This is a genomic window from Amycolatopsis sp. NPDC004079, from assembly GCF_040610415.1.
GTDB lineage: Bacteria > Actinomycetota > Actinomycetes > Mycobacteriales > Pseudonocardiaceae > Amycolatopsis > Amycolatopsis halotolerans.
In genome coordinates this window covers 77730-96563 of the sequence record NZ_JBEXMH010000020.1, presented here as the reverse complement: position 1 = coordinate 96563, position 18834 = coordinate 77730, and the positions used below count along the sequence as shown (strand labels likewise).

General features: G+C 69.5%; 20 protein-coding genes. 7 read left to right on the top strand and 13 right to left on the bottom strand.

What is annotated here, in order from left to right; all coding sequences use genetic code 11:
* Nucleotides 1-38: 38 nt before the first annotated feature.
* From ABZX37_RS21960 to ABZX37_RS21950, 3 genes are read right to left on the bottom strand one after another with little or no spacing between them, the layout of a single operon-like run.
* Nucleotides 39-695 carry a hypothetical protein gene (locus ABZX37_RS21960; RefSeq protein ID WP_354742199.1) on the bottom strand — a complete coding sequence of 219 codons (657 nt, stop codon included), beginning with the start codon at nt 693-695 and terminating at the stop codon, nt 39-41.
* A 41-nt stretch (nt 696-736) separates the two neighbouring features.
* The gene (locus ABZX37_RS21955) at nt 737-1807 is read right to left on the bottom strand and encodes an aldo/keto reductase (protein ID WP_354742197.1); all 1071 of its coding nucleotides are present in this window, start codon (nt 1805-1807) and stop codon (nt 737-739) included.
* Nucleotides 1808-1837: 30 nt separating this feature from the next.
* Entirely contained in the window at nt 1838-2734 is an 897-nt protein-coding gene (locus ABZX37_RS21950; protein WP_354742195.1) for an MBL fold metallo-hydrolase, read from the bottom strand.
* 237 nt (nt 2735-2971) lie between these two features.
* On the opposite strand from ABZX37_RS21950, the gene ABZX37_RS21945 reads away from it, so the two are divergent.
* The 4 genes from ABZX37_RS21945 (at nt 2972) to ABZX37_RS21930 (ending at nt 6691) form a co-directional block, all read left to right on the top strand.
* Complete coding sequence (locus ABZX37_RS21945; RefSeq protein ID WP_354742193.1) at nt 2972-3820, top strand: IclR family transcriptional regulator C-terminal domain-containing protein; 849 nt, start codon at nt 2972-2974, stop codon at nt 3818-3820.
* Between the two features lie 378 nt (nt 3821-4198).
* On the top strand, nt 4199-4639 hold the full coding sequence (locus tag ABZX37_RS21940; RefSeq protein ID WP_354742191.1) for a MarR family transcriptional regulator: 441 nt from the start codon (nt 4199-4201) through the stop codon (nt 4637-4639).
* A gap of 76 nt (nt 4640-4715) precedes the next feature.
* Nucleotides 4716-6110, top strand: coding sequence for an MFS transporter (locus tag ABZX37_RS21935; RefSeq protein ID WP_354742189.1), 1395 nt, complete (start codon nt 4716-4718; stop codon nt 6108-6110).
* 26 nt (nt 6111-6136) lie between these two features.
* Complete coding sequence (locus ABZX37_RS21930; protein ID WP_354742187.1) at nt 6137-6691, top strand: isochorismatase family protein; 555 nt, start codon at nt 6137-6139, stop codon at nt 6689-6691.
* A 26-nt stretch (nt 6692-6717) separates the two neighbouring features.
* Here ABZX37_RS21930 and ABZX37_RS21925 read toward each other — a convergent pair whose 3' ends face one another.
* Nucleotides 6718-7632, bottom strand: coding sequence for a LysR family transcriptional regulator (locus ABZX37_RS21925; RefSeq protein ID WP_354742277.1), 915 nt, complete (start codon nt 7630-7632; stop codon nt 6718-6720).
* A 71-nt stretch (nt 7633-7703) separates the two neighbouring features.
* Here ABZX37_RS21925 and ABZX37_RS21920 point away from each other — a divergent pair, with 71 nt between their 5' ends.
* A complete protein-coding gene (locus ABZX37_RS21920; RefSeq protein ID WP_354742185.1) occupies nt 7704-8429 on the top strand; it encodes an SDR family NAD(P)-dependent oxidoreductase in 726 nt (241 codons plus the stop codon).
* Complete coding sequence (locus tag ABZX37_RS21915) at nt 8426-9268, top strand: SDR family NAD(P)-dependent oxidoreductase (RefSeq protein WP_354742183.1); 843 nt, start codon at nt 8426-8428, stop codon at nt 9266-9268. The genes ABZX37_RS21920 and ABZX37_RS21915 overlap by 4 nt, the downstream gene beginning before the upstream one ends.
* 172 nt (nt 9269-9440) lie before the next feature.
* Here the strand turns inward: ABZX37_RS21915 and ABZX37_RS21910 are convergent, their stop codons facing one another.
* Nucleotides 9441-10127 carry an alpha/beta hydrolase gene (locus ABZX37_RS21910; protein ID WP_354742181.1) on the bottom strand — a complete coding sequence of 229 codons (687 nt, stop codon included), beginning with the start codon at nt 10125-10127 and terminating at the stop codon, nt 9441-9443.
* Nucleotides 10128-10628: 501 nt separating this feature from the next.
* Between ABZX37_RS21910 and ABZX37_RS21905 the strand changes: the two genes are divergently transcribed.
* On the top strand, nt 10629-11063 hold the full coding sequence (locus tag ABZX37_RS21905; RefSeq protein WP_354742179.1) for a hypothetical protein: 435 nt from the start codon (nt 10629-10631) through the stop codon (nt 11061-11063).
* 417 nt (nt 11064-11480) lie between these two features.
* Here ABZX37_RS21905 and ABZX37_RS21900 read toward each other — a convergent pair whose 3' ends face one another.
* The 8 genes from ABZX37_RS21900 to ABZX37_RS21865 all read right to left on the bottom strand — a co-directional run bounded on the left by ABZX37_RS21900 (nt 11481) and on the right by ABZX37_RS21865 (nt 18827).
* Nucleotides 11481-11942, bottom strand: coding sequence for an alcohol dehydrogenase catalytic domain-containing protein (locus ABZX37_RS21900; protein ID WP_354742177.1), 462 nt, complete (start codon nt 11940-11942; stop codon nt 11481-11483).
* Between the two features lie 127 nt (nt 11943-12069).
* Nucleotides 12070-12726, bottom strand: coding sequence for a universal stress protein (locus ABZX37_RS21895; protein ID WP_354742175.1), 657 nt, complete (start codon nt 12724-12726; stop codon nt 12070-12072).
* The gene (locus ABZX37_RS21890) at nt 12723-13385 is read right to left on the bottom strand and encodes a GntR family transcriptional regulator (protein WP_354742173.1); all 663 of its coding nucleotides are present in this window, start codon (nt 13383-13385) and stop codon (nt 12723-12725) included. Before ABZX37_RS21890 ends, ABZX37_RS21895 begins: the two co-directional genes overlap by 4 nt.
* Before the next feature lie 7 nt (nt 13386-13392).
* Nucleotides 13393-14241, bottom strand: a complete 849-nt coding sequence (locus tag ABZX37_RS21885) for an amidohydrolase family protein (protein ID WP_354742171.1) — start codon at nt 14239-14241, stop codon at nt 13393-13395.
* Between the two features lie 12 nt (nt 14242-14253).
* Nucleotides 14254-15228, bottom strand: a complete 975-nt coding sequence (locus ABZX37_RS21880; RefSeq protein ID WP_354742169.1) for a hypothetical protein — start codon at nt 15226-15228, stop codon at nt 14254-14256.
* Nucleotides 15229-15250: 22 nt separating this feature from the next.
* Nucleotides 15251-16105 (bottom strand): hypothetical protein, encoded by an 855-nt coding sequence (locus tag ABZX37_RS21875; RefSeq protein ID WP_354742167.1) that lies wholly within the window; start codon nt 16103-16105, stop codon nt 15251-15253.
* A 29-nt stretch (nt 16106-16134) separates the two neighbouring features.
* Nucleotides 16135-17784 (bottom strand): thiamine pyrophosphate-binding protein, encoded by a 1650-nt coding sequence (locus ABZX37_RS21870; RefSeq protein ID WP_354742165.1) that lies wholly within the window; start codon nt 17782-17784, stop codon nt 16135-16137.
* Nucleotides 17781-18827: an amidohydrolase family protein gene (locus tag ABZX37_RS21865; protein ID WP_354742163.1), complete on the bottom strand. Its 1047-nt coding sequence runs from the start codon at nt 18825-18827 to the stop codon at nt 17781-17783. Before ABZX37_RS21865 ends, ABZX37_RS21870 begins: the two co-directional genes overlap by 4 nt.
* Nucleotides 18828-18834: the final 7 nt, after the last annotated feature.

Here is an 18834-nt window from a genome sequence, read left to right as displayed (position 1 = left end):
GCTCCCTTGGTCCGACGGAATTCCTCGGGTGGCTGCGCTCAGCCTCGGTCGATCCGCTCGATCAGCGCGTACGTCAGCCGCCAGTGCGTGTTCCGGTCCCGCCAGGACGGCGGGCCGTCCGTCACCCGAGGTACGGGCAGGTTCGTCACGGCGGGGCTGTCCAGCTCGTACACCGCCGCGTACCGCGGCGCTGCGGACGAGGAGAACGCTTGGCACAGCTCGTAACGTGTCACGAAGCGGGACCGGAGAGCGCCCCGTGCCTCGCGAAGATGTGTCCGGTCGTAGAACGCGTTGAACGCCGTCAGCTCTTCCGCCCGGGTGCCCGGCGCCGGGTCCATCCCGATGAGCCGTACGCCCCGGCTGGTTCCGGCGTCGTCTCCGTAGGAAGCGAGCGATCGCCAGAGGAAGCGCCAGCGAACGTCGAAATCCCGCTCGCTCAACGGCATCGGGGTGAACGGCATGACGAATCCGGGGTCCGAGTTGACGGTGCGGTAACGGGCGGCCGCTTGCTCGTCCATCGTGTACCGCGCCAGCCACATCGGACCGCGATCGCCGCGCTCGTCTTGTTCGGTCAACCGGTACCGCGCGCACGAGAGCATTCCCGGGTAATAGGCCAGCACTTCGGGTACATGGACGGTCGAATAGAAGCGATCGAACTCGCGCAACGCGGAGCCCCCGACCGCTGGGGTGTCCACTCCGGCCCAGTACTCGAAACGACCGGCATCCGCTGGCGGCACTACAGGCTCTCGACCGTGAGGCGCTCCCGGGTCGGCGGTGCGGTCGGGTACCGCTCCAGGAGGTGCTGGATCGCGTGGTCTTCCTCTGGGAGCAGTGGCGTGTCGATAGCGTTCACCGCGGGTGCGAAGCCGTCGACGACGCGGGGACCGATGTTGAGTGCCGTCACCGCGGGCTGGGCCAGCGTCCATGCGTAGGCCAGAGAGCTGGGAGTACGGCCGAAGGCCCCGGCGATCGAGACGAACTCTTCGATCAGGTCGAAATTCTCTTCGGTCCAATACATGTCGGCGTAGCGGCGGCGGAAGCCCATCGTGTCCCGCAGCGAGTCGTCGTCGCGCGCATGGGTGCCCGCCAGCAGTTCTCCCGCCAGCGCGTTGAAGGCGAGCACGCTGACCCCGGCCGCGTCGGCGGCCGCCAGCTGCTCGCGCCGCGCGTCGCGCTCGAAGATGTTGTAGTGGATCTGTTGTGACTGGTAGGAAACGAGATTGTTGATCTCGCTGGCCCACAGCGCCCGGTAGAGTTGCCAGGCCGCGGTCTGCGAGCAGCCGACGTAGAGGATCTTGCCCTGGTGGACGAGGTCGTCCATCGCGTGCAGAGTTTCCTCCACCGGAGTCGACGGATCGAAGAAATGCGCGACGTAGACATCGATGTAGTCGGTTCCCAGCCGCTTCAGCGACGCCTCGACCGCGGAGACGAGGTGCTTGCGGGTGAGACCGCGCGACGTCGGCCCGATCCCGCGTTTCATGTAGAAGGCGTGGTCGACCTCGACCCGGCGAGGCGTCGCGTTCCAGTCCTGGATCGTGGTGGGCGTGTCCGCCGTGCCGACCCGATTGCCGGCCTTGATGAGCAGGTTCACCTCGTCGCGGCGCGGCCGGATCGCCTGCCCGAGCAGTTCTTCCGCCCGCCCGTTGTGGTAGGCGTCCGCCGAGTAGAACGTGTTGATCCCGGCGTCCCAGGCCGCGTCGACGAGACGCCGCGTCGACGTTTCGTCCTCGAACTCGCCGATGAACGTGCCGCCGAAGAATGCTTGCGAGACAAGGAGTCCCGTGTGGCCGAGCGTGCGGTACTGCATTGATCGCTCCTTATATCGGTGAGGGTGGTACTACGGTTGGCCGACGGGCCGGTCCGGAGGGGCCGGGTGGTAAACGTGTCCGCCGGACCCCGTCGTCGTCACCGTCCCCAGAGTGAGGATCGGCATGTGCACCGCCGTGACGACGGCGCCGAGCCGGGCCGCTCGATCGAAGAGCTCGAGCCGTGTGGCGAACGACGATTCCGGTTCCACGTCGTAGCTCTGCAGCCAGCGTGGATGCGTGAAGTGCGCGGTGTGGTGCACGATGTCGCCGAGCAGCATGGCGTGCGCGCCGGCGGAGCTCAGCAGCATCGCCGTGTGACCGGGGGTGTGGCCCGGTGACGGGATCAGCCGGACCCCGGGCGAGAGTTCGAACTCGTCGGCGTAGGTGCGCAGGACGCCTGCTGACTGGAGCGCGTCAAGATAGCGCCTGATCCGCGCGGGCTCGATGTTTCCCGCTGCCGACGCGGATCGCCAGTACTCCGCCTCCCGGTGGTGCAGCCAGACCTCGGCGGACTCGAAGGTCAGGCTTCCGTCCGGCTTGAGCAGGTGTCCGCAGTGGTCGAGGTGCAGATGGCTGATGACCACCCGGTCGACTTCGCCCGGAGCCACGCCGGCCTCTTCGAGCCGGTGCAGCAGGTTCCCGCCTTCGCGGATGCCGGGGAACATCGATCGGGCCAGCGGCCCTATCCCGCAGTCGAACATCGCCGTGGCGTCCGGTGTCTGGACCAAGAACCCGCCGAAGGTCACCGGAAAAGGCGTGTCGGGGGAGCCGGCCCCGACGACGGGCATCCAGCAGGCGGGATCGACGCCGTGGAACCAATTCGCCCGCGGCTCCACGACGACGCCGTCGCTGAGATGCGTGACGAGCGTGCGGCCGATGCGGAAGGACCCGCTCAGGAGCAGATCGTGAAGTGCTGTCTCGGACATGGTGACTCCGATGCTCGTCGAGGTCCGACCGGTCGAAACGGGAACGCCGCGGAATCAGCCGGGACGGTCGCCCGGCTTGAGAACGCTCAATCGCGGCGGATGCGGAGGGTGACGGGAAATCCCGGGTGGCAGGTGTGGTGAAGACTAGGCGCGCGACCGCAAAAGTGTCAACCAGCGAACTCTTGTTCGTATGGCGATACAAAGCGGAGGCGTCGGCCTCCGGTAGGATCCGCTGCCGTGACGGCTACGAGGAGCACGGGCGACGGTCAGGGTCCCAGTGATCAGTACGTTCAGTCGCTGGTGCGCGGGCTGAACGTGATCCGGGCGTTCGACGAGGACCACCCGGAGATGACGCTGAGCGAGATCGCCGCGGCGACGTCGCTGACGCGGGCGACCGCGCGTCGCTTCCTCTCGACCCTCGTCGAGGTCGGCTACATGAAGTCGCACGGTCGCTGGTACTCGCTCACGCCGCGTGTTCTCGAGCTGGGCTTCAGCTACCTCTCGTCGTTGAGCCTGCCCGAAGTCGCGCAGCCTTATCTCGAGCGGCTGTCCCAGGAAATCGACGAATCGAGCTCGGTCTCCGTGCTCGACGGGTCCGACATCGTGTACGTCGCGCGCGCCACGATTCGTCGTCGCATCATGAGCGTGACCATCAACATCGGCACCCGCCTTCCCGCGCACCTGACGGCGATGGGACGTGTCCTGTTGGCGGCGCAAGCCCCCGAAGACCTCAGCGACTACCTCAGGACACTTCCGTCCGACGCCCCGACCGAGCGGGCGATCACCGACCCGGCAGCGCTCCGTACTGAGCTGGATCTGGTGCGAGAGCAGGGATTCTCTCTCATCGACCAAGAGGTCCAGGAGGGATTGCGATCGATCGCGGTGCCGGTTTTCGGCCGCCGCCAGCATTCGGTGAGCCGCAACTCGGACACCCCGCCCCGGACCGTGATCGCAGCGGTCAACGTGTCCACGTCGGCGAGCTCATTGTCCAGGGCGGACATCGTGGACCGCTTCCTCGATCCGCTCCGGCGTACCTCGGCGGCGATAGCGGACGATCTTGAGGAGACGCGCCGCGGGCGGGGGTGAGAGAGATTCCCTGCCGGGTGTCCGGAACGGGCAATGTCATGTCCGGTAGGGGAAATCGCTTCTTGCCCGCCACGCTTGGCATTACGGGCACAGAACGCTCCTTCGCGATGTCCAGGACAAATGCGGGACGACGTCGCAGCTGGGCATGCGACGCGGTTCCGGCGCGTTTCGGCTGACCGGGTTGTCTGTGCCGCCCGGACGTCTATCTGCCCGAAGCGGCGTTGCTGGGCGTTGAACAGCTACATCCACGACGCGTTCTCGGAAGGCCAACGTGACGCGGCGACGCCGCTCATCTGTCAACGGGACAGCCACGTGGGGGGCGAAGAAATAGGAAGCCTGAACTTGTCAACTCACACTGCGAAGGTTAGACTTCTTATTATGGAAGCTCGTGACGCCGTGAACCGCTCGACCGCTGTCGCGCTGCGGCTGGCCCTGGGGTCGTTCAAGCGGCGCACGCGCGAGGCCGCCGCGCAGGGGGAGTTGACGACGCCGGAGCTGTCCGTGCTGGCACAGATCGATCGGGCCGCTCCGGTCGCGATCGCCGATCTCGCCCGGGCGCAGCAGATCACCCCGCAGTCGATGGGGGCGACCGTCGCGTCGCTGGAGAACCACGGGCTGGTGGCACGGGCCCCGGACCCCGAAGACCGGCGGCGGTCGCTGCTGACTGTCACCGCGGAGGGCGGCGACGTCCTGCATTCCAGTCGCGATGCGATATCCGATCGCATGGCGGCCGCGCTCGGCGAGTCGTTCACCGATGCCGAGGTCGCCGTCCTGGCGGCCGCTGCTCCGTTGCTGGAAAGGCTTTCCCAGCGCTTCTGACCTGAACCCGCGGTCGCTCCCGTGCCCGGCACGCGGGGCTGCTCGTCGCGCCCAATCGCACGTGAAGAAGGTTGCCGTGTCCTCGACCGAAGTGTCCCCGGTCCGGCCGGGTCGGAACGAGAATCCGTTCTCCTGGCGGTTCACCGCGCCGCTGTTCCTCGGTTCGGCCCTCAATCCGGTCAACAGTTCCCTGATCGCGACCGCGCTGCTGCCGATCGCCCGCGACGTGGGCATCCCGATCGGGCAGACCGCGGCGCTGGTCGCGGCCCTCTACCTGGCGAGCGCGATCGGCCAGCCCGCCGCGGGCAAGGCCGCCGAGGTGTTCGGGCCCCGGCGGGTGTTCGTGTCGGGCATCGTGCTGGTGATCGCCGGCGGCTTGTTCGGCGGGTTCGCGCAGAACCTGTGGATGCTGGTCCTGAGCCGGGTGGTGCTGGGACTGGGCACCTCCTGCGCCTACCCGACCGCGATGCTGCTGATCCAGCGCCGCGCGCGGGACGCCGGGATGGACAAGCCTCCGGGCGGGGTCCTCGGCGGGCTGATGATCGCGGGGATCGCGACCGCGTCGCTGGGGCTTCCCCTCGGCGGCGTCCTGGTGAACGCGCTTACCTGGCGGGCTGTCTTCTTCGTCAACGTGCCGGTCGCCGTGCTCGCGCTCGTCGCCGCGGCCGGGTGGATCGCGCCTGATCCCCGGCGCGAGCATCGGCTGACCGCGCGGGAGATCGCCTCGAAGCTGGACCTGTGCGGCATCGTCCTGTTCGTCGGGGCCATGTTGTCGCTGCTGGTATTCCTGTTCGGCCTGCCTTCCGCGCGCTGGTGGCTGCTCGCGTTGTCGGCCGCGCTGTGGGCGGTGCTGGCGTGGTGGGAACTGCGGGCGCGGACTCCGTTCGTGGACGTGCGGCTCCTGGCCGCCAAGCCCGGGCTCGCCAACACCTATCTGCGCTTCGGCTTGACCCAGTTGTGCGTGTACGTCGTGCTGTACGGCATCACCGAGTGGGTCGAAAGCGTCCGCGGCGTCAGCGAATCCGCGGCCGGGCTGCTCCTGCTGCCGATGACCCTGGTCTCGGGTCTGCTCATCGCGCCGCTGTCCCGGCGCGGCCTCGTCCGCGGACCGGTGCTCGCCGCCGCGGCCGCCTGCCTGCTCGGCTCGGCCGGTGTCCTACTGCTCACCGCCACCGCGTGGATCGGCCTGGTGGTCGCCCTGACCCTGGTCTTCGGGCTCGCCATCGGCTTTTCCACCGCGGGCAACCAGATCGCGCTCGCCGAGCACGCGCCCGCGGAGCAGCTCGGCACCGCGTCCGGTTTGCTGCGCACCTTCGGCTACGTCGGTTCCATCGGCGCCAGCGCCGTCACCGGCCTGGTCTTCCAGCACGACGTCACCGACGGCGGCGTCCATTTGATCGCCTGGATCATGACGGCCGCCAGCCTCGTCCTCGCCGCCCTCACACTCGGCGACCGCACCCTGCGGCGCTGACTTTCCCGTCAACCAAGGAGAAAACCATGCCCGTCACCACCATCGACCCCGTCACCGCGCTCGTGGTCGTCGATCTCCAGTCCGCGGCCACCGCCATGCCGACCGTGCACCCGTTCGACGGCGTCCTGGCCAACGCCGTCAAGCTGGCCGACGCGTTCCGCGCCAAACAGCTCCCCGTCGTGCTCGTCAACGTCGCCGGCGGCGCCCCGGGCCGCACCGAACACGGCTCCGGGGTCGCAGACCTTCCCGCCGGCTGGCAGGAACTGCTGCCGGACCTCGGCCGGCAGCCCGGCGACAAGACCGTCACCAAACACACCTGGGGCGCGTTCCACGGCACCGGCCTGGCCGAGCACCTCCGCGAACTCGGCGTCACCCAGGTCGTCGTGTGCGGGATCTCCACCGCGATCGGCGTCGAGTCGACCGCGCGGCAGGCCCACGAGCACGGATTCCACGTGACCCTGCCGGTCGACGCCATGACCGACCTGGACGTCTCGATGCACGACAACTCGGTCGCGAAGATCTTCCCCCGGCTCGGCGAAACCGGGACCACTGCGGAGATTCTCGCCCTCCTCGCTGCCTGAGGGCTCCGCCCCGTGCGCGCGGAGGTTCAGCGAGCATCGGTTTCCAGAGTCGCTTCGCGGATCGCTTCGGCCACGCGGGCGACGGGTTCCGGCATCGGCTGCGGGAGCCGGGCGAGCACGACCCGCCGGTTCTCCGACGGTCCGCCCCGGACGGGGAGGACGCGGACGCCGGGCGGGACGGTCGGGGCGAGCATGCGCGGCACTGTGGTGATGCCGCAGCCGGCCGCGACGAGCTGGAGTTTCGCCAGCCAGTCGCGGGCGGTGTGCGCGATCACCGGTCGTTCGGCGAGTCCCGGCCAGGCGCCCATCTGGAGTTCTTGCGCGGCACCGGCGATCCAGCGCTGGCCGTGCAGGTCCGCGACGTCGAGGTAGTCGCCGTGCGCGAGCGGATGGTTCTCCGGCACCGCGACGCACAGACTGCGTTCGGTGAGCACTTGCACTCGCAGCGGCGGAGTTTCGGTGTCCAGCGAACGGTACGGGGGAACGGACGCGAGCACGGCGAGGTCGATCGTGCCCGCCCGCAAGGCGCGCACCAGCGCCGGGCTGCTGCCTTCGCGGGAGGTCACGGTGATCGCCGGGTGCGTTTCGCGCAGCAGCGCCAGCGCGCGGGGGACGATGACGGCGCCGGCGGTGGCGAACCAGCCCAGCCGGACGTGGCCGGATTCCTCGGGCAGGCCGGCGAGTTCCCGGGCGGTGGCGTCGATCTGGTCGACGACGTCGGCGGCGCGGCGCAGCACGATCCGGCCCGCCGGGGTAAGCCGGACGCCGTCGTGGCGTCGTTCGAGCAGCGGCGCGCCCGCGGCCCGTTCGAGCGCGGCGATCTGCCGGGAAACCGCGGACTGGGTGTAGCCGAGAGCGGACGCCGCCGCGGTGAGCGTGCCCCGTTCGGCGACCTCGCGGAACACCCGGAGAGCGACCAGCGAAGCATCGGTGAAGGCCATGACAGTCACGCATACCATGGTTGAGGATATTTCGCTGCCTACATGACCAATAGCGGCTTAGCGTGGTGGGCATGACGTTGATGCACACACCGTTCGACTTCTCCAGCACAGCTGCCGAAGTCGTTGCGGGCATTGATCTTTCCGGCCGCCGCGCGATCGTGACCGGCGGTTCGTCCGGGCTCGGCGTCGAGACGGCGCGCGCCTTGGTTTCGGCCGGTGCGGAGGTTGTTCTGGCCGTCCGTGACACCGCTGCGGGCGAGCAGGCCGCGAAGGACGTCATCGAGACGACCGGCCGTGCCGCGGTGAGCGTCGCGCCGCTGGATCTGGCCGACCAGGCCTCGGTGGCGGCGTTCGTCGCGGCTTGGGAAGGACCGCTGCACCGCTCGCTCGTGGCCGAGGGCGCGCGCGTTGTGGCGGTCAGCTCCAGCGGGCATCAGCTCTCGCCGGTCGGCTTCGACGACGTGCACTTCGCGTTCCGCGCCTACGATCCATGGCTGGCCTATGGGCAGTCGAAGACCGCAAATCTCCAGCGACACACCGGCGGACGCGGCAGCGGGACGGTCGGGCCGGAGCTGATGAAGAAGCCTCAGCAGGGCGCTGCCACGTCGGTGCTGCTCGCGACGTCGCCGTTGCTCGACGGCATCGGCGGCCGGTATTTCGTGGACTGCAACGAAACCCCGACGATCGACCGGCGCGGCGAGGCCCCGCAGCTGCACGGCGTGGCGCGCTACGCCCTGGACCCGGACAGCGCGGAACGGCTGTGGACGTACTCTGAGAAGCTGGTGGCGGGAGCATGAAGATCGCAGTGGTGACCGGTGCGACGCAAGGACTCGGCCTGGCGCTGGTAGAAAGCCTCGCGCAGCGGATGAACCCCGAAGACACCGTCTACCTCACCGGCCGTGACTCCACCCGCGTCCAGCAGGCAGTCGAAACACTGCCCGCCGGCGGCGCGCGAGTGCGTGGCGAAGTCTTCGACGTCGCGGTCCCCGACGCGGCGGCACGGTTCGCCGAATTGCTCCGGGAGCGGCACGGCGGCGTCGACATCGTGTTCAACAACGCCGTGATGCGAGTCGGCCCTGACGACGATCCGCGCGCGATCGTCGACGAGTACACCCAGGTGAACAACTTCGGCACGACCCGGGTCCTGCGCGCGTTCGCCCCGCTGCTGCGCGACGACGCGCGGCTGATCGTGGTGGCCAGCAGTCTCGGCACCCTGCACCACCTGGCCCCGGTCCTGCACAGCCGGTTCGCTGAACTGTCCTCTTTGGACGCTGTGGACGAGCAGGTGGCAGCGTGGCGAGACGCGGTCCGGGACGGCAGCGCCCGCGCCGGTGCGTGGCCCGGGTTCGTCAACATCCCGTCGAAGATCGCCCAGGTCGCCGCGGTCCGCGCGCTGGCGTCCGCGCGCCGGGCCGAGGACCGGCGGCGCGGCATCCTGCTGGCCGCGGTCTGCCCGGGGATGATCAACACGCCGACGTCGGGGCTGTGGTGGGACGTGAGCACCGCGCCGAGCCCGGCGCAGGCGGCGGTCCCGCTGGCGGACCTGGCGCTGGGTCCGGTCGATCCGGCGCACTACGGGGAGCTGGTCCGGTTCGGCAAGGTGCTGCCGTGGTCTGTCGGCGGGGCCGTGCGGTAGCGAGCAGCTCGGACATCCGGCTGAACTGGGCAGGGAAATCCGCAGCGCACGACCGTCGTCGCCGGGCATGCGGACCCGATCGGTTCGGTGCTCGCTGCGGGCAAGGTCGACGGAAGCAGGCGACCGGGAACGAGACTGCCAAACGATCTCTTCCCGGTCGCCGTCGATCTGCCTACTGCTGCAGGGAATTCGCGGCGTCGCGGATCACGTCGAGGACGAAGTCCGGGCGCGAGAGCATCGGGACGTGGCTGCTGTCCACTTCGTGGGTCTTGGCGCCCATGCGCTTGGCGGCGGATCGTTCGAGTTCGGGGTTCACGGTGCGGTCGTTGGCGGCGACGATGAACCAGGAGGGCTTGGTGCGCCAGGCGGTGCCGGGAGCCTGCTGGGTGAACAGGTCGGAGACGGGCACGGCTCCGGTCGCGAGGACGAGCTTCTGTTCGGCTTCGGGGAGGTCGCCCGCGAAGTCCGCGATGCCGGAGGAGCGGAGCCATACGCGGTTGTCGGCGATCTCGACGTGGTCGAAGACGGGCGTGCGGCTGAACTGGTCCTGGTGTTGCTGCGAGGTTTCGTTTTCGTCGGGGGCGAGCGCGGCGATGTACACCAGTGCGCCGACGCGCTCGTGTGTGCCTGCCTTGGTGATCAGGGTTCCGCCGTAGGAATGGCCGACGAGAACGATCGGGCCGGGGACGCGGTTGAGCGTGAAGGTCACGCACGCGACGTCGCTTTCCAGCGAGTCGAGGCCGTGTTGCGAGGCGAGGACCTGGTGGCCTTCGGCTTGCAGCGCGGGGATGAGCTTGGCGAAGCAGGAGCCGTCGGCCCACAGTCCGTGGGCGAAGACGATGCTGGGCTTGGCTGCCATGATCTTTCCTTCCTGGCGAAGGTTCGAGAACGGCATTGGCCGGTCCTCAGCCGAGGTCGGCTCGGGCGGGTGATCGGCGGCTGAATGAGGAAACGGGGATTCCGGCGCCGCAGCGGTTTGCGGCCAAGTCCTGGACAGCGCGTTCTTCTGTCATCGCTCGTGGTCCTCTCCGGCACGGCTTGGCAGGATCGGTCGCAACAGGGGAGCGGAACCAAACCATGCTCGCGGAGCCGGACTGGCTTGTCCAGATCCGGTCGCCGCGATCGCGGACAAGACGGACCCGGTTCGCTGACCGGCTCAACCGGCGGGCAGGTACGGCATTCGGCGCACGCGGAGCGGATATCCGGCAGCGGTCGGCGGTGAATTGTCCGGAACGGGGTGCATCGTGCGATCGGCCACTCCGCCGGACGGCCGAAATCGATCCGCTGCCCCGGCAGCGGTGCTGTTCACTGATGCCGCCGTCCGCAATGTTCCACTTGATCGGGGCTTGGTGGTGCCGGGATGTACGAGATTCCGCCGACCGCGGCTATGCGGGAATGGGCGGTCGCGATCGACGGCGATCTCGCCGCGTTCCGATGCGCGTCGCGGAGCGAGCCGCTGGTTCTGCCGCGGATGTGGCCGGGGCGGGGGCTCGGGGTCCGCGACGCCGATGTCCGGGGCCTCGCGGCGGCGGTGTCCGAGGCGATGAAGACGCCTGGCTACTGGCTCGCACGCCGCCGAGCGGGTTGTCCGTGGGAGGAGCAGCCGTGGGGTGCGGCGCACCGGGACGCTGAGGAAGGGTTCGTCTATGTGCCCGGGCCGTGCGGCATTCCGGGCGACGCGGTCGGATATCGTCCCGCCTGCCGGTTTCCGGTGGCATTGCGGGATCTGCGAGGCCTCCGGATCCGGCTCGCGGCCTGCCTTCACGCGTGCGTGCCCGGTGGCGCCCGGTCGTGAACCGGGTCGACGGCAACCGTGGATCCGGCGGTCTTTCGCGGGGCGGCAACAGGTTGAGCAGACGGTTCACTCGTTGGGCTGAGCGCGCAGTCCACCATCGGCCATACTGCGGGACATGAGCCAGCCATGGCCGGTGCGAAGTGCTTGCTGTGTCCGGAATCTGGACGTCGACCGCCAACTGCCGTGCTGTTCGCGACACCCGGACGTGTCAGAGCCGGTGCCTGGCCGCCCGGAACACACTCAGCTCTGATGCCCCGGATCCGATCCGACGATTCGTTGCCGCAGCGCGTCTTCCTGTTGCGGGGAGCGCTCCCTCCTGCTCCGCCTTCGATTTCGCCAGCGGGTCGGGGCCGTAGAAGCCGATGGCTCCGCCGGTGCGCGTGGCGTCGATGACCTGGTTGATGGCGTAGGCGGGGTTCATCTCCTGCGCTTGGCACCGATCCCGTGGGCCTCGGATTCGACCATGGGCTCGCCGAGGATGACCTTGGTCTGGTCGGTCAGCGGCGCGGTCCTGGTAGTAGTCGCCGACGATGCTGCAGGACGCGCCCAGCAGGCGGGCCGCCGCCGCGCCGCAGCGGCCGACCGGGCCCGCGCCGGCGAGGTACACGGTCGAGCCGGGCTTGGCACCAGCCTCCATCGGGCCCGGCAGCTGCGGCAGCGCCCGCAGGCGACGTTGAACGGGACCGACACCAGGTCGCCCTCGGCGAGGAACTCGACGTCGGGACCGGCCTCGATCACCTCGCCGGTCATCTCGTGCCCCGTCACCATGCCCTTCGGCACCGGGAAGGACCCGCGGTAGACGTGCAGGTCGCTGTCGCAGATGGTGGTGGCGGCGATCCTGAGGACGACCCCGTGCGGGGCCTTCCGGCCGCTCGCCATGACGATCTCCTCTGCGGGTGGACGGAACGACGGGGACACGGACCGAATCGCGCACTCCGGTCCGTGTCCCGCGGCCATTCGCCTGCCCTGCTGGATGTTCCTCGACGGAAACCGGCGGGCAGGGTTCTCATCGGGCCGGGAACAGGACTGCCGCCGCGCGGGAGCAGCGGAGGAGAGTTCGGATGCGCGGGGCAGCGGTGAACCGGTAGGTGATCGCGACGTCCGGATACGAGGCCATCCACCCTGCCAGCTCGGCCACCACGGAACCGGCGAGGTCGGCCGCGCGGGGGAGATGCCACGTGCCGGCAGTGTGCAGGATCTTCAGATCTCCTCCGGCAGCGCGGGCGAGGTCGAAGGCAAGGGTCCACGCGTCGGTGCACACGCGCCGGGCACGCACCTCCACCGCCACCGGCCCGGCGGCGGGTCCCACGAAAGCGAGCGGCCGGTCGGCACCCCGCACAAGGGCTCGCCACGGAGCCTGGCTCCCTGCGGCCAGCACGATCAGCGAGGCGTCGAGTCCGGCCGCGCAAGCGAGCAGTTCGCCGACGCAGCCGGGCTCGACGCTGGACACGGTGTTCCCGGGCAGGCAAGCGATCGCCCGGTCGAGGCAACCGGGCGGGACCAAGGACGTGCTCGGCTGCATGGGTTCGAGCGTGACGGGCCACCAGGTCGTCGCGGCGACCACGAGGCGTGCGCCACGGCGGGCGGCCGCCGCGGCTGCCCACGACAGCGCGTGCTCCGCTGCCGGGGCACCGTCGAACGCGACGAGGACCGGTCCGTTCATTCCCGGGCCGGCCCCCGGTCGAGCAGCAGCGCGCGCCGGGCGGAACCGACGTGGTGGCGCATCGCCGCGGCCGCCGCCTCCGGGTTTCGGGTGACGATCGCCAGCAGGATCGCGCGGTGCTCGGTGAGGGAACCTGCTCGAGGGTGCTGCGCCGAGATGTTGCGATACTGGCGCATCACTAAGGGATAGAGCAGCGTGTCGTACGTCCGTGCCAGCGTCGCTTGGTGCGCGGCAGCTTTGACCTGCTGGTGGAACGCCCGGTTGCCCCTCGAATAGGCGGCCTGGTCGCTCTTTCCCTGCGCCGCTTCCATTCCCTCCAGCGTCGCGCGCAGTTCGGCGATTTCCAGGTCGGTCGCCCGTTCCGCGGCTTTGCCCGCCAGCGCCGCCTCCAGGGTTTCGCGGGCTTCGAGGATGTCCGCGGCCTCCGACAGGGTGAAGCTGCGCGTGCGGACCCCTCGGTTGGCCTCGCTGGTGACGTATCCCTCCTGCGCCAGCCGCACCAGCACCGAACGGATCGTGCCGCGGGAGACCTCGAACCTGGTGGTCAGATCCGCTTCCGTCAGCCGGGTGTTCGGCTCGTAGGCACCGGAGAGCAGCACGGTCCGCAGCTCCTCGTAGACCTGGCTGTAGCGCGTGGTGCGGCTGTCGCTGTCGACCATGCGGCGCCTAGCCCGGCAGTCCTGGATACAGCCGCCGCGCCGTGCCGCCGAAGATCTCCCGCTGTTCGGCCTCCGGGACTTCCCCGAGAACCTCGCGGGCGAGCGTGACGAGTTCGGGCAGGGATTGCTCCGCCGCGGGGAGATTCGAGCCCCACGCGATCCGCTGCGCGCCGAACGACGTCAGGACGGGGTCGAGAAACGCCGCCGCTTCCTTTCCGGCCGCGTGCAGGGGTTCGAGGTTGCGGTGGGTCAGCTTGAGGTGCAGGCCCGGGTGCACGGCCAGCTTCGCGACCGCCGAACCGGCGTCTCCCGGCGAGGCCGCGATGTCCGGGTAGCCGAGGTGGTCCAGCAAGACCTGGACCGAAGGGAATCGGTCCAGCAGTGCGTCCAGGTGCGCGGTCGCCGGGCCGAGCCGCATCTGCAGGCACACGGTCACGCCGAGTTCGGCGGCTTTTTCCCAGAACGGGAAGGTTTCCGGGGCGGCGAACCACTCGCCCTGAGTGGGAACAGTGCTGCCGCTGGTGAACAATCGCACGCCGGACAAGCCGCCGCTGGTGACCTTCTCAAGATGTTCGGCCGCGTCCGGTCGCAGCGGGTCCACGGTGCCGACCGCGAGGAACCGGTCCGGGCGCTGGGTGCGGCTGTCGAGGACGTAGGAGTTGTCGTAGCCGTACGCGGTCGTGGCTTGGACCAGCACTGCGTGCGCGATGCCCGCCTCGTCCATCCGCTGCGCCATCCCGTCGGCGGTGACCGGTCGGGTGGTGGCCCAGCCCGACTGCTTGCCGCCTAGCGGAGCGCGCGGATAGCGGGCGAGGTCGGCGGAGACGACGTGGCAATGGGTGTCGATGATGTCCATGAACAGCACCTTTCAGGCGTCCGGGTAGTCACCGTCGGCGAACAGATGCCGCGGTTCGGCGGGGAAGTCGGCGTCGAGCAGGCCCTGTGCCCGCGAGAACTCCACGAGCGCCCGCAGGCTCGCGTCGTTGGCGCCCAGGCCGTACGGGATCGGATCGGCGCCGAGCTGCCGGGCTTGCTTGCCCAGCCGGGGCAGTGCCGACCATTCCGGATCCGCTTCGACCTGGCGGCGCTTGCTCTCGGCGAAGGCGGCGTACAGCGCGGTCGGCAGGTCCGGGTCGCGTTCGACCAGCTCGCTGCGTACCGCGATCACCGAGTGCAGGGGGTAGATCCCGGTGCGCAGATGCCAATCCAGTGCGAGCACCTCGTGATCGGGGAACAGCGGATAAGGACCGTCCTCTGTGGACTCTGACGGTGCCGACCACCCGGCTCGCGGCGCACCGGCCCGGCCCGTGCCCGCGTTTCCGCTCAGCGCGGCGTCGATGTCCCCAGCGCGCAGCAGTTCGCTGAGCGACCGGCCGTCGGTGAGGTGCTCGACGTTCGACGGCGCGCGGCGCTCGATGTGGTCCTCGTCGTCGACGACCCAGGTCACCGAGCCGAGGTCGAGGCCGTATTCGTCGTGGAGGATCCCGCGCACCCAGACGCCGGTGGTGACGGTGTAGGCGCGCACGCCGATCCGGGTGCCCGCCAGATCGGCGGGGAAACGGATTCCGGACGCCGCGCCGCACTGCACGTCGGCGTGGTGGAAGCGGCGGTTGAGGAAGACCGGGATCGCGGTCAGCGCGACGCCTGCCTGCCGGGCCATCAGGTAGGAGGTGGGCGCGAGTTCGCACACGTCGAACTCGAGGTCGCGGATCATCCGGCGGTACGCGCCGATCACCGGCGTCACCTCGACCGGTTCCACCGCGTGACCGGGAATCTCGACGTCGCCGTTCAGCAGCGCGCGTCCGTGCGCGTAGTCCCCGAGGACCACCGAAAGCTTTTCCATGTCGTGCCTTTCCTTCCTGGGTTCAGCCGAGCCGCGACGCGGACACGCCCAGCGCTTCGCACGTCCGGTCCACGAGTTCGTCGAACGAGACGGCGCGGGGGAGCACCTGTTGCTCGAAGGCGTATCGGGCGACCTCGGTGACCGGTCCGCGCAGCCCCTCGAACCCGACGGGATTGAGTCCGGCCGGGCCGGTGCGCACTTGCGCGGCCAGCGCGTCGTAGATCGCGAGGACAGCCTTGGCGTCGGCCGCCGGATCGAATGCGACGACGTGGTTGATCGGGGCGAAACCCTTGCGCTCGGCCCACTTCTCGGCCACCGCCAGCGCGTCCGGGATCGCGGTGCGGATGCGGTCGTCAGACGGCAGTTCGTTGCCCATGATCCCGTAGTCGAGCTTGCCGTCGAGGAAGTCGGCGGGCAGTTTCGAGCCTTCGGGAGCCCGCTTCGTCCACGCCGGATCGGAGTACTCGGGCACGTGGCCGTCCTCGTAGGCGATCCAGTCCGCTTCGGACAGCTCGAGGCCGTAGTCGTCGGCGAGGAACCCGCGCAGCCACACGCCGGTGGTCTGGCTCCACGACCGCACGCCGACGGTTTTCCCGCGCACGGCGGCCAATCCGGGCTCGCCGAGCGTCACCAGGGTCTGGTGCTGGTGGCGGCCGAGCGCGGTGATCGGCAGCAGCGCCACCGGCTTGCCGTACGCGACCGCCTGCAGAAGCGTCACGATGGCCAGCTCGCACACGTCGGCCGCACCGTCGTTGACGAATGCTCGCGAGGCTTTGTGCACGGGACGGATGTCGAGCCGTTCGGAAGACACTCCGGAGACCTCGGCGGCTTCCAGCGCGGCGGCCGCGAGGTCGTCGCGGCCGAGCACGATCTTCATGTCGGGCTTCCTTTCCTGGTGAGGCACGCTCACACGTCCTCGCCGTACTGGATCCGGCGGTATGGCACGCTCAGCACGTCACGGGTGATCCGGACGTCGATCACGGTCGGCCGCGGTTCGCGGACGTATTCGCCCAGCGCGGCGCGAAGTTCCTCGACGTTGCGGACGGTCGCGCCGCCACCGCCCAGTGCCCGGGCTACCGCGCCCAGTTCGGGCGTCGGGATGACGGCGAGTGCGGGATCGAGTCCCTTGGCGCTCGCCTTGTGGTACTCGGCGCCGAGTCCTTCGTCGTTCATCACCACGACGAGCACCGGCAGCTCGTAGCGGCAGGCGGTCTCGAATTCGGGCAGGTGCATGAGGAAACTCGCGTCGCCCTCGACGACGAACACCGGTTCGCGCTTGGCGACCGCGGCGCCGATGGTCAGCAGCGGGGCTTGTCCGATTGCGCCGAACATCCCGTAGTTGGACGTGACCTCGCGCGAACGCTGGAACAGCATGGTGCCGAAGTCCGTCTGGTGCCCGCTGCCGAGCACGAGGCCGATCTCGCCGGGCAGTTCGGCGTCGATGACCGCGATCGCCTCGCGCGGGTCGAGGAGGCCGGGTTCGCGGCGGTATTCGGCCGGGTCCACGAGCGGGGCGGTGAGCCGGGCGTGCACCTCGGCGGTGTGGAAGCCTTCGAGTTCGACGCCGCGTCGTTCCAGCGCGGTGGTCAGTGCGTCCAGCCCGGTCACCGCGTCGGCCTGGACGTAGCTGTCCGCGACGCGGCCGTTGCCCATCACGACGTGCGGCGCGGTGTCGATCTGCACGAACTTCGCGTCCGGGAAGAGATAGCCGCTCTCGATCGTGTAGTGGTTCAGGCTCGCGCCGACCGCGACCACGCAATCGGCTTCCTGCAGCAGTTCCATCGCGACCTTGCTGCCGAACAGCCCGGCGATCCCGACGTGGTACTCGGTCTGCCCGTACAGCCAGTTCTTCGCCTGCAGCGTAGTCGCCAAGAGCGCACCGGTTTGCCGTTGCAGCGCAAGGACCTGCGCCGCTGCGTCTGCGCTCCGGGCGCCGCGGCCGGCGATGAGCACCGGCCGTTTGCTCGCCGCGAGCAGTTCCGCTGCCTGCTCGATGCTCGCCGGATTCGGCAGCAGCGCCGGGGTTCGCAGCAGTTCAGTGGACGGCGAATACGGCAGGACGTCCTCGAATTCCTGCAGTTGCACGTCGATCGGCGCGCTGATCATGACCGGCCGTGACTCGGTGCGGGCGAGGTAGAACGCGCGCCGCACGATCTCTTCGGCCGAGTCCGGCTTCGCGACCTGCAGGAACTCGCATTCGATCGCGGCGGCGAACCGGCGCTGGTCCAGATACTGCACCGCGCTTTCGTCCCCGAGCGGGGTTTCGCCGCAGAACGCGACCAGCGGAATGCGGGCGCGGCTCGCCACCAGCATCGAGGTGGCCAGCTGCGCGGTGCCCGGCCCGCTCGTCGTGGTGACGACGCCGGGACGGCCCGACGCGCGGGCGAACCCGTGCGCCATGCTGAGCCCCGAGCCCTCGTGACGCACCTCGTAGAGCCGGGTTCCGTGCCCGGCCAACGCGTTCATCCAGTGCATGTTGGCGTCGCCCATCATGCCGAACACGTCCGTGACGCCTTCGGCGGCGAACGCCGCGGCCAGTGCTTCGTAGACCTTCACCGCGCGGCCTCCTGCTTCGCGAAGCGGCGGGCGAGGCGCGGGAATACCCGCAGCGCGTTGCCGCCGTAGATGGCTTCCCGTTCGGCGGGGCCGAGGGAATCGAGGGAATTCAGCAGTGCCAGGGTGTCGTCGAACCGGTGCCCGGTCTCGGGATCGACCGAACGGACGGCGCCGATCATCTCCGAGGCGAACAGGACGTTCGCGGAGGGCACGATGTCGGTGAGCAGTTCCAGTCCGCGCCGGTGGTACACGCAGGTGTCGAAGAAAACGTTGCCCAGCAAGGCTTCTTCGAGCGGCGGGCGGCCGCGGTCGAGCATCATGCCCCGGTAGCGGCCCCAGTGGTACGGGACCGCGCCGCCGCCGTGCGGCAGGATCAGCCGCAGCGTCGGGAAATCGGTGAACAGATCGGATTCGCACAGCTGCATGAACGCCGCGGTGTCGCCATTGAGGTAGTGCGCGCAGGTGCCTTGCACAGCGGGGTTGCGCGACATCGCGACGTGCACCATCGCGGGCACGTCCAGCTCCGCCATCTTCTCGTACAGCGGGTAATAGACGCGGTCGGTCAGCGGCGGCGCCTGCCAGTACCCGTCGGACGGGTCGGGGTTGAGCAGGCAGCCGACGAATCCGAGTTCCGTCACGCAGCGCTCCAGCTCGGCGGCCGACGCGCGGACGGACTCGGCGAGCGCGTCCCCGGACGACTGCGGCAGCTGGCACACGCCGACGAAGTTGTCCGGGAACAGGCCGCAGACACGGGCGATGAGGTCGTTGCTCACCCGCGACCACACCCGGCTGGTCTCGGCGTCGCCGTAATGGTGCGCCATCTTCCCGGCACCGGGCGAGAACAGCGCGACGTCGGTGCCGCGCTCGCGTTGCAGCTTGAGCTGGCCGTTCTCGATGGCGGCGCGGATCTCCTCGTCTTCGATGCGCAACTCGTCGGGGGAGTGGCGCGCACCGGTGGCTTCGAACTTTGCGATCTGCCGATCGCGCCATCGGCCGAGCGCGGCCGGAGCGGTCGTGAAGTGACCGTGGCAGTCGATGATCACGGGATTC

Coding starts and splice junctions, on each gene's coding strand:
- ABZX37_RS21955 (WP_354742197.1), bottom strand. CDS start 1,807: ATGCAGTACCGCACGCTCGGCCACACGGGACTCCTTGTCTCGCAAGCA.
- ABZX37_RS21950 (WP_354742195.1), bottom strand. CDS start 2,734: ATGTCCGAGACAGCACTTCACGATCTGCTCCTGAGCGGGTCCTTCCGC.
- ABZX37_RS21940 (WP_354742191.1), top strand. CDS start 4,199: ATGGAAGCTCGTGACGCCGTGAACCGCTCGACCGCTGTCGCGCTGCGG.
- ABZX37_RS21930 (WP_354742187.1), top strand. CDS start 6,137: ATGCCCGTCACCACCATCGACCCCGTCACCGCGCTCGTGGTCGTCGAT.
- ABZX37_RS21925 (WP_354742277.1), bottom strand. CDS start 7,632: ATGGCCTTCACCGATGCTTCGCTGGTCGCTCTCCGGGTGTTCCGCGAG.
- ABZX37_RS21920 (WP_354742185.1), top strand. CDS start 7,704: ATGACGTTGATGCACACACCGTTCGACTTCTCCAGCACAGCTGCCGAA.
- ABZX37_RS21915 (WP_354742183.1), top strand. CDS start 8,426: ATGAAGATCGCAGTGGTGACCGGTGCGACGCAAGGACTCGGCCTGGCG.
- ABZX37_RS21910 (WP_354742181.1), bottom strand. CDS start 10,127: ATGGCAGCCAAGCCCAGCATCGTCTTCGCCCACGGACTGTGGGCCGAC.
- ABZX37_RS21905 (WP_354742179.1), top strand. CDS start 10,629: ATGTACGAGATTCCGCCGACCGCGGCTATGCGGGAATGGGCGGTCGCG.
- ABZX37_RS21900 (WP_354742177.1), bottom strand. CDS start 11,942: ATGGCGAGCGGCCGGAAGGCCCCGCACGGGGTCGTCCTCAGGATCGCC.
- ABZX37_RS21895 (WP_354742175.1), bottom strand. CDS start 12,726: ATGAACGGACCGGTCCTCGTCGCGTTCGACGGTGCCCCGGCAGCGGAG.
- ABZX37_RS21890 (WP_354742173.1), bottom strand. CDS start 13,385: ATGGTCGACAGCGACAGCCGCACCACGCGCTACAGCCAGGTCTACGAG.
- ABZX37_RS21885 (WP_354742171.1), bottom strand. CDS start 14,241: ATGGACATCATCGACACCCATTGCCACGTCGTCTCCGCCGACCTCGCC.
- ABZX37_RS21880 (WP_354742169.1), bottom strand. CDS start 15,228: ATGGAAAAGCTTTCGGTGGTCCTCGGGGACTACGCGCACGGACGCGCG.
- ABZX37_RS21875 (WP_354742167.1), bottom strand. CDS start 16,105: ATGAAGATCGTGCTCGGCCGCGACGACCTCGCGGCCGCCGCGCTGGAA.